10 protein-coding genes are annotated in these 14442 nt (G+C 59.5%); 6 read left to right on the top strand and 4 right to left on the bottom strand.

The window, feature by feature from the left end:
* Nucleotides 1–4 precede the first annotated feature (4 nt).
* Entirely contained in the window at nucleotides 5–1579 is a 1575-nt protein-coding gene (locus HMPREF9371_RS00090) for an FtsK/SpoIIIE domain-containing protein (RefSeq protein WP_009117719.1), read from the top strand.
* A gap of 84 nt (nucleotides 1580–1663) precedes the next feature.
* On the opposite strand, the gene metG is transcribed toward HMPREF9371_RS00090, so the two are convergent.
* A complete protein-coding gene (gene metG, locus HMPREF9371_RS00085) occupies nucleotides 1664–3769 on the bottom strand; it encodes a methionine--tRNA ligase (protein WP_009117718.1) in 2106 nt (701 codons plus the stop codon).
* A gap of 105 nt (nucleotides 3770–3874) precedes the next feature.
* Between metG and acpS the strand changes: the two genes are divergently transcribed.
* From acpS to HMPREF9371_RS00070, 3 genes are all read left to right on the top strand, one after another.
* The gene (gene acpS, locus HMPREF9371_RS00080) at nucleotides 3875–4258 is read left to right on the top strand and encodes a holo-ACP synthase (protein WP_040659868.1); all 384 of its coding nucleotides are present in this window, start codon (nucleotides 3875–3877) and stop codon (nucleotides 4256–4258) included.
* A 49-nt stretch (nucleotides 4259–4307) separates the two neighbouring features.
* Entirely contained in the window at nucleotides 4308–5651 is a 1344-nt protein-coding gene (locus tag HMPREF9371_RS00075; RefSeq protein ID WP_009117716.1) for an aldehyde dehydrogenase family protein, read from the top strand.
* An 80-nt stretch (nucleotides 5652–5731) separates the two neighbouring features.
* Nucleotides 5732–6847, top strand: coding sequence for an aminotransferase class I/II-fold pyridoxal phosphate-dependent enzyme (locus HMPREF9371_RS00070; RefSeq protein ID WP_009117715.1), 1116 nt, complete (start codon nucleotides 5732–5734; stop codon nucleotides 6845–6847).
* 80 nt (nucleotides 6848–6927) lie between these two features.
* Here HMPREF9371_RS00070 and HMPREF9371_RS12855 read toward each other — a convergent pair whose 3' ends face one another.
* From HMPREF9371_RS12855 to secA, 3 genes are all read right to left on the bottom strand, one after another.
* A complete protein-coding gene (locus HMPREF9371_RS12855; protein WP_009117714.1) occupies nucleotides 6928–7074 on the bottom strand; it encodes a hypothetical protein in 147 nt (48 codons plus the stop codon).
* A 67-nt stretch (nucleotides 7075–7141) separates the two neighbouring features.
* Nucleotides 7142–8650, bottom strand: a complete 1509-nt coding sequence (locus tag HMPREF9371_RS00065) for a cryptochrome/photolyase family protein (RefSeq protein ID WP_332247797.1) — start codon at nucleotides 8648–8650, stop codon at nucleotides 7142–7144.
* 42 nt (nucleotides 8651–8692) lie between these two features.
* The gene (gene secA / locus HMPREF9371_RS00060) at nucleotides 8693–11443 is read right to left on the bottom strand and encodes a preprotein translocase subunit SecA (RefSeq protein ID WP_009117712.1); all 2751 of its coding nucleotides are present in this window, start codon (nucleotides 11441–11443) and stop codon (nucleotides 8693–8695) included.
* 14 nt (nucleotides 11444–11457) lie between these two features.
* On the opposite strand from secA, the gene HMPREF9371_RS00055 reads away from it, so the two are divergent.
* The gene (locus HMPREF9371_RS00055) at nucleotides 11458–12090 is read left to right on the top strand and encodes a DciA family protein (protein ID WP_156786953.1); all 633 of its coding nucleotides are present in this window, start codon (nucleotides 11458–11460) and stop codon (nucleotides 12088–12090) included.
* Between the two features lie 112 nt (nucleotides 12091–12202).
* Nucleotides 12203–14224, top strand: a complete 2022-nt coding sequence (locus HMPREF9371_RS00050) for an oxidoreductase (RefSeq protein ID WP_009117710.1) — start codon at nucleotides 12203–12205, stop codon at nucleotides 14222–14224.
* Nucleotides 14225–14442 lie beyond the last annotated feature (218 nt).

Here is a 14442-nt window from a genome sequence, read left to right as displayed (position 1 = left end):
CATCATGTACCAACTGGATAATCAAGCACTGTGGGATACCGATTTTTTTCATACTCTGATGAGTGAAAAGCGGATTATTTCCAGTAAAGAAGCCAAAGACATTCGTGAAAAGCTTTCTCATGCAGGCGCCTTGCCGTATCTGGACAATCATTTTGACTGGGCTATGCTTTGTATCGGCTATTGTTTTGTCAAGGGATTTGCGGATAGCCCGAAAAAGCTGATTGCTGCACCCAATGCCAAGGGGACGGAAATTCCGTCTTTTCAAACGTGTTTTCAAGACTATTCACGCTTATGGCTGGTACTGTTAAGCGATACGCTGTTTCATCTAAACCCCGGCAAAGCTGTGAGTAAAGATGATTTGTATACACTGATTCAAAGCCTTTGGCACACAGGCGCAGTGGAGTTGGATCAGTTTTGGGAAGGCTGCAAACGCTTCAAACCCGATTCAGATTTGGCTGCCCGACAGGCATTTCTCAATGAGTTGGCAGACTTGGCCGTGAAAAATGCAGGTATAGGCATTTTGCCAGGTATTTCCGGCACAGATACCCAAGGTGAAGCCATCGAAGTTTCTGAAAATCAGGAACAGCGCTTGTTGCATGCATTTCACCAGTCCAAGATTCCCGTGCGCGAGCTTAAGTTTTTCAATCAAGGTGCACGTTACGATATTTACCGATTGCGTCTGGAAAAATTTGTCGATTTAGAACGTGAGCATCAGAGTTTATGTTCGGAATTGGGCATTAAAGAAGTGGCGCTGCACATGGTGCCCTGCCATAACGGTGAGAGCCATGCCTATGATGTCAAACTGCTGCGTGACGAAAAGCAGTGGCACAAATTGGGGGCGCAGAAATTCACCCAAGCTCTACAAAGTTACCAACAGGATTTTGTGTTGCCTTTATGTGTGGGTGTGGATGAATACGGCCAGGCCCATTTTGAAGATTTAGCAACAGCACCGCATTTGCTGATTGGCGGCACAACTGGTTCGGGGAAATCTGTATTTGTGCGCACTGTTTTGCGTAGCCTGTTTGATTTGTGTAACGGACAAGATAAGCTGGAAGTGGCCATTCTCGATCCCAAGAAAGTCGATTATCTGGTATTTGAAAACGAAGAAGATTTATGGGAAGAGCGCATCTTGGAAGATTACGACGAAATGCACCATTTCCTGCTAGATTGCGTGGATGAGTCTGAGCGGCGTTATAACTTAATGAAACAACATGGTGTACAGAAACTGGGGCAATTGCCCACAGACGTGCGCCCGCATTACCGCGTGATTGTTATTGATGAGCTCGCCAACCTGATCAGCAATTGCCCGGATATTAGCGAACCACTGAACAAATTGGCAGAAAAAGCCCGAGCATCGGGTATTTATCTAATTGTCAGTACCCAGCGTCCTGATGCCAAAATTCTGGACGGCAAATTGCGGAGTAACCTGCCTTCTCGCATTGCCCTTAGTGTGCAGAAATCTACCGAATCCAAAATTATTCTGGATGAAACTGGTGCGGAAAAACTGCTGGGCAAGGGTGATCACTTGGTTAAATGGAATGGTGCCCAAACTTATTTCCTACATGGATTTGATGTGTGATATCGCCATAGTTAATTAAGCAGGCTGCCTGAAAGTATTTCAGGCAGCCTTTTTTTCCTTGAATGTTGGGCTTTTAAACAAGCATCAACCCACCTTATCCCCCGGCTGTGCGCCTGCATCCACGTCCAGCAGCTTCAATTTGCCGTCCGCCGTGGCGGCAGAAAGAATCATGCCTTCGGATACGCCGAATTTGGCCATTTTGCGCGGGGCGAAATTGGCGACGGCGATGACCATGCGGCCGTTGAGTTCGGCGGGGTTGGGGTAGCTGGCGGCGATGCCTGAGAAGATGATGCGTTGTTCAAAGCCGAAATCAAGGTCGAATTTGAGCAGTTTGGTGCTGCCTTCGACGGCTTCGCAGTTCAGCACTTTGGCGACGCGCATGTCGATTTTCATGAAGTCGTCGAAGCTCGCTTGTTCGGCGACGGGCGTGTATGGGGATTTCTCAGCGGGGGCGGCTTCGGTTGAGGCCGTACCACTGGCAGGCTGCGTACTCTGAATGCTTTGTTTGTTGGCTTCGATTAAATCGTCCACTTGTTTTTGCTCCACTCGTTGCATTAAATGTGAGTATGGGTTGATGGTGTGGCCTTCGGGCAGCACGGTTGCGGCATCGGCCCAGCGCAGGCCGTCGAGATTGAGGAAGGCGGCCGCGCGCTCGGCGACTTTGGGCAGTACGGGCGCGAGGTAGATGCTGAGGATTTTGAAGGCGTTGATCAGCTCGCTGCATACTTCGTGCAGGCGCGCGTCTTGGCCTTCTTGTTTGGCCAATTCCCACGGTTTGTTGGCATCGACGTATTCGTTTACTGCGTCGGCCAGCGCCATGATTTCGCGTAGGGCTTTGGCGTATTCGCGCTGTTCGAAATCGGCGGCGATGCTGTCGCGCTCGGCGGCGAGTTTTTGCAGCAAAGGGCTACCTGAAACGTCTTTCAGACGGCCTTCAAAGCGTTTGGCGATAAAGCCTGAGGCGCGGGCGGCGATGTTGACGTATTTGCCGACCAAATCGCTGTTGACGCGGGCGATGAAGTCGTTCAGGTTTAAGTCGATGTCTTCGATTTTGCTGTTGAGTTTGGCGGCGATGTAGTAGCGCATCCATTCGGGATTGAGGCCGCCGTCGAGGTAGGATTTGGCGGTGATGAAGGTGCCGCGCGATTTGGACATTTTTTGGCCGTCGACGGTTAAAAAGCCGTGGGCGAACACGCCGGTGGGGGCGCGGTGGCCGCTGAATTTGAGCATGGCGGGCCAAAACAGGGCGTGGAAGTAGAGAATGTCTTTGCCGATGAAGTGGTACATCTCGGTTTGGCTGCCTGCTTGGAAATATTCGTCGTAATTCAGGCCGGTGCGGTCGCACAGGTTTTTGAACGAGGCCATGTAGCCGACGGGCGCGTCGAGCCAAACGTAGAAATATTTGCCGGGTGCGCCGGGGATTTCGAAGCCGAAATAAGGTGCGTCACGGCTGATGTCCCAATCGGAAAGGGTGGTTTCGCCGTTTTCTCCGCCGCCCAGCCATTCGTTCATTTTGTTGAGGGCTTCGGCTTGCAGGTGCGGCTGGATGCGGCCGTCTGAAAGCGTGGTGCTGCCGGAAGTCCATTCTTTCAGGTAGTCGGCGCACTCGCCCAGCTTGAAGAAGAAGTGTTCGGATTCTTTCAGCACGGGGGTGGCACCGGATACGGCGGAATAGGGGTTGATCAGCTCGGTGGGCGAGTAGGTGGTGCCGCACGATTCGCAGTTGTCGCCGTATTGGTCTTTGGCGTGGCATTTGGGGCATTCGCCTTTCACGAAGCGGTCGGGCAGGAACATGTTTTTTTCGGGGTCGAACAGCTGCTCGATAACGCGGCTTTCGATTTTGCCGTTGGCTTTTAGGGCAAGGTAGATTTGCTCGGAAAGCTGTTTGTTTTCAGGCGAATGGGTGCTGTAATAATTGTCGTAGCCGATGTGGAAGCCGGTAAAGTCGGCCAAATGCTCTTCGCGCACTTTGGCAATCATGTCTTCGGGCTTGATGCCTTGTTTTTGGGCGGCCAGCATCACGGGCGTGCCGTGGGTGTCGTCGGCGCAGCAGTAATGGCATTCGTGGCCGCGCAGTTTTTGGAAGCGCACCCAGATGTCGGTTTGGATGTGCTCGACCATGTGGCCTAAATGGATGCTGCCGTTGGCATACGGCAGAGCGGAGGTAACGAGAATTTTGCGTTGGGTCATGGTGGGGTGTGCCACAGAATATCAAAAGGCCGGATTATAGCCTAAATCCCCCGCCGTTCGGGTACAATGCCCGCTTCGGTTTCACGCAAGAGAAAGGCTGCGGCCATGATTTACGGTATCGGCACAGACATGCTCGACAGCACGCGCATCGAGCGGATGCACGCCAAATTCGGCCAGGCGCTGGCGGAAAAAATCCTCAGCCGCATCGAGCTGTTGGAGCTGCCCTCGGCGGGCAATCCGGTGAACTATCTGGCCAAGCGCTTCGCCGCCAAAGAAGCGTTTGCCAAAGCGGTGCACACCGGCCTGCGCTCTCCGGTCACCCTCCACCACATTTCGGTCGGCCACGACTCGCTCGGCCGGCCGGAGTTTATTGTGGAGCCGCCGCTGCAGGCATGGCTGGACGAACGCGGCATCCGCAAAGTCCATCTCAGTCTGAGCGACGAAGGCAAGCTGATCATGGCGTTTGCCGTGGCCGAAAAGGCTGCCTGAACACGCCCAAAAGGCTACCTGAAAACCGCCACCATAAAGAAAAAGCACCATGTTTTACAGCCGCCACGTTGCCTCCGGCCGCCTGCTCGAACAGCGCCCGCCCGAAGAAACCCCTGTTTGGATCGCCGCACTGGATGCCGTCCGTGCCCGCCAGCCCGATTGGGCGGCCGCCGGCGTGCAGGCGCGGATTGCCGCCCTGCTCCGTTTTGCCGAACGCCTCGCCGATGCCAAACACGAACTGGCGCGCATGGTGTGCGAAGAAGTGGGCCGCTGCCTGCGCGAATGCGAAGCCGAACTCGACAAATCGGTGGAACTGGTGCGCTACTACGCCCGTTTGGCTCCGCAGCTCTTGCAGCACCAAACCATCGCCACCCAAGCCAGCCTCAGCCAAGTGCGCTTCGAGCCTTTGGGCGTGGTACTGGCCGTGATGCCGTGGAACTACCCCGTGTGGCAAATCATCCGTTTCGCTGTGCCCGCGCTTTGCTCCGGCAATGCCTGCGTGGTCAAACCCGCGCCCAGCGTGCTGCGGGTTACCCAAGCGCTGTTCGACTTGGCCGGCAGCGAGTTGCCTTTCCGCCCGCTGTGGCTGGCCGAAGCCGATGTGGCCGAGGCCATCGCCCGTTGCGACGCCCTGGCCTTCACCGGCTCCACCGACACCGGCGCCAAACTGGCCGCCCTGGCCGGCGCCAGCCTGAAAAAATCGGTGCTCGAACTGGGCGGCAGCAACGCCTTCATCGTGCTCGACGACGCCGACCTGACCCAAGCCGCCGCCGACGCCTGCTATTCGCGCTTCCGCGACGCCGGCCAATCCTGCAATGCCGCCAAACGCATCATCGTGACCGAAAACGCCGCCGATGAATTCACCCGCCTGTTTCTGCACGAATGCGGCTACCTGAAACGCGGCGACCCCATGCACGCCGACACCACCCTCGCCCCGCTGCACCGCCGTGACCTCCAGCTCAAGGTCCACGCCCAAGTGCAGGATGCCGTGGCCCACGGCGCCGAACTCTTACTCGGCGGCAAACTGCCCGACGACGGCAGCACCTTCTATCCCGCCACCGTGCTCAGCGGCATCACGCCCGCCTGCCGCATGTACCGTGAAGAAGTGTTCGGCCCCGCGGTAGGCATTTTCCGTGCCCGCGATGCCGCCGATGCCGTGCGCATCGCCAACGACAACCGCTTCGGCCTCGGCGCCAGCATCTATTCCGCCGACCACGAACAGGCCTGGGCGCTGGCGCAGCAAATCGAAGCCGGCAGCGTGTTCATCAACCGCCACACCAGCAGCGATTTGCGTCTGCCCTTCGGCGGCGTGAAAGACTCCGGCTACGGCCGCGAACTCTCCGAATTCGGCCTCTACGAATTTGTGAACGTAAAAAGCTACTGGCAGAAATAAATCCCCAATTCAGGCTACCTGAAAAGCCCTGCCGCTTTTCAGGTAGCCTCCAATATGATTACCCCGTCCGAAAGCCCCCTATGCGCGACCAAAAAATGAACGCCTTTATCGTGATGGACATCGTGCGCGAAGCCGCACGTTATCCCCACGCCGTCCACTTCGAAATCGGCCAGCCCGACCTGCCGCCCGCCCCCGCCATCAAAGCCGCCCTGCAGCAGGCCGTGGCCGACAACCGCTTCAGCTACACCGAAAGCCTCGGCCTACCCGAGCTGCGCGAAACAATCAGCGCCCACTACCAAAACGAATACGGCGTACACGTTGCCCCCGAGCGCATCCTGCTCACTCCCGGCACCAGCGGCGCCTTCCTTATCGCCTACGCCCTCACCCTGCCGCCCGGCAGCCGCCTCGGCCTCACCGACCCCTCCTACCCCTGCTACAAAAACTTCGCCCACCTGCTCGACGTGACACCCGAATTTTTCCCCGTCGGCGCCGAAGACAACTACCAACTCCATCCCGACCAACTGCACGGCCGCCAACTGGCCGCCCTGCAGATTTCCTCGCCCGCCAACCCCACCGGCAACCTCTACACCCCCAAACGGCTGCAGGCCCTAAACGAACACTGCCGCACGCACGGCACCGCCTTTATTTCCGACGAGCTCTACCACGGCCTGGTGTACGACGGCCAAGCCGCCACCGCCCTGCAGTTCAACCCCGACGCCTATGTCATCAACGGCTTTTCCAAATACTTCTGCATGCCCGGCGCCCGCTTGGGCTGGGTCATCGTGCCCGAGCACAAAGTGCGCGCCGCCGAAATCGTAGCGCAAAACCTGTTTATCTGCGCGCCCACCCTCAGCCAATACGGCGCCCTGGCCGCCTTCGATGCAGGCTACCTGAACAGCATCCGCGAGCAGTTCAAAGCCCGCCGCGACTTCCTCTATCAGGCGCTCAACCCCCTATTTCCCATCGACGCCAAACCGCAGGGCGCGTTTTACCTGTGGGCCGACGTTTCCCGCTACACCGACGACAGCTACGCCTTCGCCAAACAAATGCTGGCCGACATTCAGGTAGCCTGCACCCCCGGCATCGACTTCGGCCGCCACCGCACCGGCCACTACCTGCGCTTCGCCTACACCCGCGAAACCGCCCATATGCAGGAAGGCGTGGAGCGCATCCGCCGCTGGCTGGCCGAACGCTGAGCCCGCCCGGCAAACAAAAAAAGCAGGTTGCCCAACCTGCTTTTTTTCTTGGTTTGCGAAACGGCCCTCGGCTTTTTGTTTCAGGTAGCCTGAGACCTTTGCAAAACCCCCAGATGTGGATGCAGTTCAAGGCGTAGCAGCGCAGCGAGCGAAGACATATCATATAGATAGGCAAGCGAGCGAGCAGCGCACAACGCAGAAATGCGCCGCAGATGGGGGTTTTGCAAAGGTCTCAGCCTGCCCCCGTACCCGCCTCTGTTTTGCCGGTTGCCAAACGGCCTTCCTACCGGCGCCTCAATCTTTTCCCGCCCCTTTTTTCCATGCTTCCTGCGCGCGGGCATACAGCGCCAAAGCCCGTTCGCGCTGGCGGGCATGCTGCACAATCGGCGGCGGATAGCCGTGGGTGTCGATGTTGTCGGCCCACAGCCAAGGGGCGTGGATGCTGCGGGCGTCGAGATGGGCCAATTCGGGCACATGGCGGCGGATAAACTGGCCTTGGGGGTCGAATTTCTGCGATTGGGTGAGCGGGTTGAAATGGCGGAAATACGGCTGGGCATCGCAACCGGTGCCGGCCGCCCACTGCCAGCCTCCGTTGTTGGCCGCGAGGTCGAAATCCAGCAGCTGGCGGGCAAACCAGGCTTCGCCGATGCGCCAGTCGCACAGCAGGTCTTTGCAGAAAAACGAAGCGCACACCATGCGCAGGCGGTTGTGCATCTGCCCGCTGCGCCGCAGATGGCGCATGGCGGCATCAATCAGCGGATAGCCGGTTTGACCGGCCTGCCAGGCTTCGATGTCATCGGCACGGTTTTCCCAAGCCAGTGCGCGGTATTCCGGCCGGAAGCCCTGCTCCGCCGCTTCGGGGTGGTGATACAGAAACTGCTGGAAAAATTCGCGCCAAATCAATTCGCTCAACCAAACCGATGCTCCTTCGCTGCCGTCCGCATACGCAGCAGCCGCCAGCCGCCGCACGGAAAGCGTGCCGAAACGCAAATGCGGCGACAGCCCGGAGGTGCCCTTGCGCGCGGGGAAATCGCGCAACACCGCATAATCGCCCAAACGCGGCAAAAAGCGCTGCCAAGCGGCTTGGGCGGCCCGTTCGCCGCCCGCTTGAATCAGCACGCTGTCGGCAAAACCCAAATCGGCCGGCCGCAGGGGTGCGGCGGCTTGGCGCAGGTGTTCAGGTAGCCCGCGCTGCAGGGCGGCCACATCAGCGTGGATATCCACGGGCTGCCAGCCGGCATAAATATCGGCATACAGCGCCAGCCAGGCTTTTTTATACGGCGTGAACACGGTATAGGGGCGGCCCTGTTTGTTCATCACCGTGCTTTTGGGCAGCAACACTTGGTCACACACGCTGAGCAGACGGCAGTTTTGCGCCATCAGACGGGCGCCGACGCGGTTGTCGCGATCGATCGCCGCCGGCTCGTAATCTTCGGCACACACCACTTCCGCCGCTCCGCAGCGGGCGGCCAACTCGGGCAGCACTTCCTCCGGCAGGCCGTGCACGGTGTGCAGCGGCATACCCAGTTCGGCCAGCTGCGCGGCCAAATCGTCGAGGCACTGGCAGATAAAGGTGAGGCGGCGGTCGTCAGGCGGCAGCGGGTCGAGAATGCGGCGGTCGAACACAAACACGCCCACCAGCGGCCGGCCGGCACGCACGGCGGCCATCAGCGCGCTGTGATCATCCAAGCGCAAATCGCGACGGAACCAAACTAAGGTGGTGGCGGTCATCGGGCTACCTGAAAACAAAACAGAGCAGGCATTGTAGGGCGAATCGGCCGGCAAAGAAATACGCCGGCGCATTTGCACCGGCGTATGGCAGGCAGGTTCTGGCTACCTGAAAGCTCAGGCCAGCTTGCCGTGGCATTGTTTGTATTTCAAACCGCTGCCGCACGGGCAGGGATCGTTGCGGTGGATGGCAATGCCGCGGGCGGCCAAGGCATCGGGGCTGAGGTCTTCCGGGCTCATGGCCGCCAATGCGGCGCTCTGGCTGGAGCCTTGGGCCAAGTCCGCCATCGCGGGCGCGGGGGAATGGCTTTCGCGGTATTGGCTCAAAGGCGCGGCCTCGGTTTCTTCGGCCACCGGCTCGTTGAGCTGGAATTGAATGCGCGACAAGAGCTTGGCGGTCTCGGTGCGGATGTTCTGCCACAGGTGTTGGAACATTTCGAACGACTCGCGCTTGTATTCCTGTTTGGGATTTTTCTGCGCATAGCCGCGCAGGTGGATGCCTTGGCGCAGATAATCCATGGCGGCCAAGTGTTCGCGCCATTGGTTGTCCATCATTTGCAGGAAGATGTTACGCTCGAACTGGGTCATGGTCTCGCGGCCGACCAAATCGGTTTTGGCGGCATAATCGGTTTCGGCCAGCGCCCACACGCGCTCTTTGACATCGGCGTTGTCCAACTGAGCGTCGGCTTTCAGCCATTCGGACACCGGCGCGTGGATGCCGTAATCGGACAAGAGCTGCATTTCCATTGCCGGCAGGTCCCATTGCTCTTCCAGGCTGTCTGCCGGCATATAGACATCGATCACGCCGTCGATGGCTTCCTGGCGGATTTCGCGCATCATCTCGCCGGTATCCTGGCTTTCCAGCACGTCGTTGCGGTGTTGGTAGATGACTTTGCGCTGGTCGTTGGCCACGTCGTCATATTCCAATACCTGTTTGCGCATATCGAAGTTGCGGCCTTCCACTTTGCGTTGCGCGCCTTCGATTTGGCGGGTGAGCAGGCCGGCCTCAATCGGGATGCCGCGCTCGGGCGCCAGTTTGTCGAGCAGGGCGGCATGGCGGTCGAGAGCGAACAAGCGCAGCAGCGGGTCTTCGAACGACAGATAAAAACGGCTGGAGCCGGCATCGCCCTGACGGCCGGCACGGCCGCGCAGCTGGTTGTCGATGCGGCGGCTTTCGTGGCGCTCGGTGCCCACAATGTGCAGGCCGCCGGCAGCCAGCACTTTTTCGTGTTCGGCCGGCCATTCGGCTTCCAAAGCGGCGATGCGGCGGGCTTTTTCGGCTTCGTCCAAGGAAGGATCGGCCTGGATGATTTGGCTTTGGTGCTTCACGTTGCCGCCCAGCACGATGTCGGTACCGCGGCCGGCCATATTGGTGGCCACGGTAATCATGCCCGGTTTGCCCGCCTGCGCCACAATATCGGCCTCGCGGGCGTGCTCTTTGGCATTGAGCACGCTGTGGCGCAAGCCGGCGCGGTTAAGCAGTTCGGACACCAACTCGGAGTTTTCGATGCTGGTGGTGCCCACCAAAATCGGCTGGCCTTTTTCGTGGCGCGCACGGATATCGGCCACCACGGCTTCGTATTTTTCTTCGGCGGTGCGGAACACTTGGTCGTTGTGGTCTTTGCGCACCATTGGGCGGTTGGTGGGGATGATTACGGTCTCCAAGCCATAAATGCTTTGGAACTCGTAAGCCTCGGTGTCGGCAGTGCCGGTCATGCCGGACAGCTTGTGGTAGAGGCGGAAATAGTTTTGGAAGGTAATGGAAGCCAGGGTTTGGTTTTCGCGGCGGATTTCCACGCCTTCTTTGGCTTCCACCGCCTGATGCAGGCCGTCCGACCAACGGCGGCCCGACATCAAACGGCCGGTGAATTCGTCCACAATCACGATTTCGCCGTTTTGCACCACATAATGCTGGTCGAGGTGAAACAGGCTGTGGGCGCGCAAAGCGGCCATCAAGTGGTGCATAAGGGTGATGTTGCCCACCGAATAGAGCGAATCGCCTTCCTGCAGCAAGCCCATGCCGGTGAGGATTTCTTCGGCGTGTTCGTGGCCGGCTTCGCTGAGCAGCACGGTGTTGTTTTTCTCGTCCACCCAGTAATCGCCTTCGCCCTCTTCTTCCTGCTGGCGCACCAGCTGGCCGGGCACTTTGTTCATCACCAGATAGAGGTCGGTGTTGTCGTCGGCCTGACCGGAAATAATCAGCGGCGTACGCGCTTCGTCGATCAGAATGGAATCCACTTCGTCCACCACGGCGAAGTTCAGCTCGCGCTGCACACGCTCCTGCACATGGTGCACCATATTGTCGCGCAGGTAGTCGAACCCGAATTCGTTGTTGGTACCGTAAGTGATGTCGGCCTGATAGGCGGCCTGTTTGGCGGCATGGTCCATATCGGCCACCACCACGCCCACGCTCAAGCCGAGGAAGTTGTACAGCGGCTCCATAATCGCCGCGTCGCGGGCGGCCAGATAATCGTTGACGGTGACCACGTGCACGCCTTTACCGGCCAGGGCATTGAGGTACACCGCCAAGGTAGCCACCAAGGTTTTGCCTTCGCCGGTGCGCATTTCGGCGATTTTGCCCTGATGCAGCACCATGCCGCCGATGAGCTGCACATCGAAATGGCGCATATTCAATACGCGGCGCGAAGCTTCGCGGCAGACGGCAAACGCTTCTTCGAGAATGTGGTCGAGCGAGGCGCCTTCGGCCAGCTTTTGTTTGAATTCGGCGGTTTTGGCTTGCAGTTCGGCATCGCTGAGCGCCTGCAGGGCGGGCTCCATATCGCCGATGCGTTTCACCGCTTTGCGGTATTGTTTCAACAGGCGGTCGTTGCGGCTGCCGAATACTTTCTTGGCCAGTGCAGTAATCATAGAAAAATCCAATCTTGGGGAGCGGCCGCCGCCTGTGCTGCGTGGTGGCGGCAGTCAAAAAATCAACGCGCGATTTTAGCATAGAAGCGCCGTTTCGCGGGTACAATGCGCGCCAATATGGTGCCGCACGCCGCCTTTTCAAGCCGCTGCTTTCAGGTAGCCTCAAGCCGTTTTCCCACCTGCCCTTTTCAGGTAGCCCCATGACCGACCTCGACCGCCTCAGTCGCGAAAACCACCTGCTCCACAACCTGATTGACCAAGCCCGCCGCTGGCAGCGCATCGAGCCGCGTCTGCTGGCCGTCTTGCCGCTCAATCTACAACAGCGCTGCCGCGCCGTGCGCATCCGCGACGACGGCACCCTGGTGCTGCACGCGGCCGACAATCTGGCGGCCTCCCGCCTGCGCATGATTGCCCCGGCATTGGTGCCGAAGCTCCAAAGTATTGATTCCGCTATCCAAAGCGTTCACGTTAAAATCCGCCCCCCGGAAACGGTGGCGGAGAAAACCAAACAGGCCCGCCTGAGCCCCGCCGCCGCCGGACATTGCCTGGCCGCCGCCGAACGCCTGTCGCAGCAGCATCCCGACTTGGCCGAAGCTCTGCGGACCCTGGCAGCCAAAGCAGACCATAACAGGCCACCTGAACACTAAGCCCTGATTGAAGAGCCGGCATCAAACGGCCTGGGTTGTGTCGCCATTGAGCCAGCCGCGCGGCCAAGGGTTTCAGGTAGCCCGATCCCACCCCTACCAAAGGAGCACCCACATGAGCCCACGCTCTCTCGCCACCCCGCTGCGCGTCAACGCCCACCACACCCTGCGCAACCGCGTCATCATGGGTTCCATGCACACCGGTTTTGAAGAACACGCCGAAGGCGCCGAACACTTGGCCGCCTTTTATGCCGAACGCGCCAAAGGCGGCGCCGCCCTCATCATCACCGGCGGCATCGGCCCGAATGCCGAAGGTGCGGTATTCGAAGGCGGCGCCAAACTCAGCGACGAGAGCGAAGTGGCCTGGCACCGCACGGTTACCGATGCCGTGCACCGCCACGGCGCCAAAATCTGCATGCAGATTCTGCACACCGGCCGTTACGCCGTCAGCCGCCAGCCCGTTGCCCCCAGCGCCCTGCCCACCCCCATCAACCCGGCCAAGCCGCGCGCCCTGAGCACCGAAGAAGTGCGCCAAACCGTGCGCGACTACATCCGCTGCGCCGAGCTGGCCAAGCAGGCCGGTTACGACGGTGTGGAAGTGATGGGCAGCGAAGGCTACCTGATCAATCAATTCATCGCCCCCGCCACCAACCAGCGCAGCGACGAATACGGCGGCAGCCTCGACAACCGCCACCGCTTCGCCGTCGAAATCGTCGAAGGCATCCGCCGGGCCTGCGGCGAAGACTTCCTGATCATCTTCCGCCTCTCCCTGCTCGATTTGGTGCGCGACGGCAGCACTTGGGAAGAAAACCAAGTCTTGGCCGCCAAGCTGGAGACCGCCGGCGCCGATCTCTTCAACACCGGCATCGGCTGGCACGAAGCGCGCATTCCCACCATCGCCACCTGCGTGCCCCGCGCCGCCTTCGCCGAATTCACCGGCAAACTGAAAGCCGTGGCCAACATCCCCGTGATCGCCACCAACCGCATCAATATGCCGCAAACCGCCGAAGAGATTCTGGGCCAAGGGCTGGCCGACGCCGTCTGCCTCGCCCGCCCCTTCCTGGCCGATGCCGATTGGGTGAACAAAGCCGCCGCCGGCCAAGACGAAGCCATCAACACCTGCATCGCCTGCAACCAAGCCTGCCTCGACCACATCTTCGCCGGCAAGCTCACCTCCTGCTTGGTCAACCCCTTTGCCTGCCACGAATTGCAGATGCCGCTCACCCCCGCCGGGCAGCCGAAAAACATCGCCGTCATCGGTGCCGGCCCCGCCGGCATGGCCTTTGCGGAAACCGCGGCCAAGCGCGGCCACCGCGTGACCCTGTTCGACCGCCAAGACAGCATCGGCGGCCAGCTCAACATCGCCAAAACCATTCCCGGCAAACCCGAGTTCCACGAAACCATCCGCTACTTCCGCCACGCCCTCAAGCGCGACGGCATTACCCTGCGCCTGAACACCGAAGTACAAGCACAAGACCTGGCGGGCTTCGACGAAATCGTGCTCGCCAGCGGCATCGTGCCGCGCCGCCCGCCGATTGAAGGCATCGACCACCCCAAAGTGTTGGGCTACCTGAACGTGTTGCGCGACCGCCTGCCGGTGGGCAAAAAAGTGGCCATCATCGGCGCCGGCGGCATCGGTTTCGACACCGCCGAATTCCTCGCCCACAGCGGCGAAGACAGCGCACTCCACACCGTGCAGTTCCACCGCGACTGGCAAATCGACACCAGCCTCGAGCAACGCGGCGCCCTGCTCTCGTCCCGCCCCGCCCTGCCCCAAGCCGCCCGCGAAATCTGGCTGCTGCAACGCAAAGACGGCACCCCGGGCAAAAACCTCGGCAAAACCACCGGCTGGATCCACCGCCTCAGCCTCGCCAGCCAAGGCGTGCATTTGTGGGGCGGCGTGCAATACCGCAAAATCGACGACGAAGGCCTACACATCACGCGCGACGGCGAAGACAGCGTGCTGCCGGTAGACCATGTGGTGATCTGCGCCGGCCAAGAACCGCAACGCGAGCTGGAACAATCCCTGCGCGCCTTGGGCAAGCCGCTACACATCATCGGCGGCGCGGATAAAGCCGGCGAGTTGGATGCCAAACGCGCCATCCGCGCCGGCACCGAACTGGCTTTAGAGATTTAAGCCCCAACCACAACCGGATGCGGCAGCCTTAAGCCACCTAATCTGTAAACTTTCTTTCTATCCAATAGCTATTTAATTCATCAGCCAAAACCGCACCGCACCTGATTGAGTTGGACACTCCGCCCAATCGAATCAGGTGCGGTTTTCTGATGCAAAATATTGAGATAACCGCCAGCTTAGAGCAATTTCGATTTAATTCATTACACACCCAGCTGATT

The organism is Neisseria shayeganii 871, assembly GCF_000226875.1.
Classification (GTDB): domain Bacteria; phylum Pseudomonadota; class Gammaproteobacteria; order Burkholderiales; family Neisseriaceae; genus Eikenella; species Eikenella shayeganii.
Note: the sequence above shows the minus strand (reverse complement) of the source record. Positions and strands in the feature narration are given on the sequence as shown.

Excerpts from the sequence above, each read along its gene's own strand:
- HMPREF9371_RS00090 (WP_009117719.1), top strand. The coding sequence starts at position 5 with ATGTACCAACTGGATAATCAAGCACTGTGGGATACCGATTTTTTTCAT.
- HMPREF9371_RS00075 (WP_009117716.1), top strand. The coding sequence starts at position 4,308 with ATGTTTTACAGCCGCCACGTTGCCTCCGGCCGCCTGCTCGAACAGCGC.
- metG (WP_009117718.1), bottom strand. The coding sequence starts at position 3,769 with ATGACCCAACGCAAAATTCTCGTTACCTCCGCTCTGCCGTATGCCAAC.
- HMPREF9371_RS00050 (WP_009117710.1), top strand. The coding sequence starts at position 12,203 with ATGAGCCCACGCTCTCTCGCCACCCCGCTGCGCGTCAACGCCCACCAC.
- HMPREF9371_RS00065 (WP_332247797.1), bottom strand. The coding sequence starts at position 8,650 with ATGCGCCGGCGTATTTCTTTGCCGGCCGATTCGCCCTACAATGCCTGC.
- HMPREF9371_RS00070 (WP_009117715.1), top strand. The coding sequence starts at position 5,732 with ATGCGCGACCAAAAAATGAACGCCTTTATCGTGATGGACATCGTGCGC.
- secA (WP_009117712.1), bottom strand. The coding sequence starts at position 11,443 with ATGATTACTGCACTGGCCAAGAAAGTATTCGGCAGCCGCAACGACCGC.
- acpS (WP_040659868.1), top strand. The coding sequence starts at position 3,875 with ATGATTTACGGTATCGGCACAGACATGCTCGACAGCACGCGCATCGAG.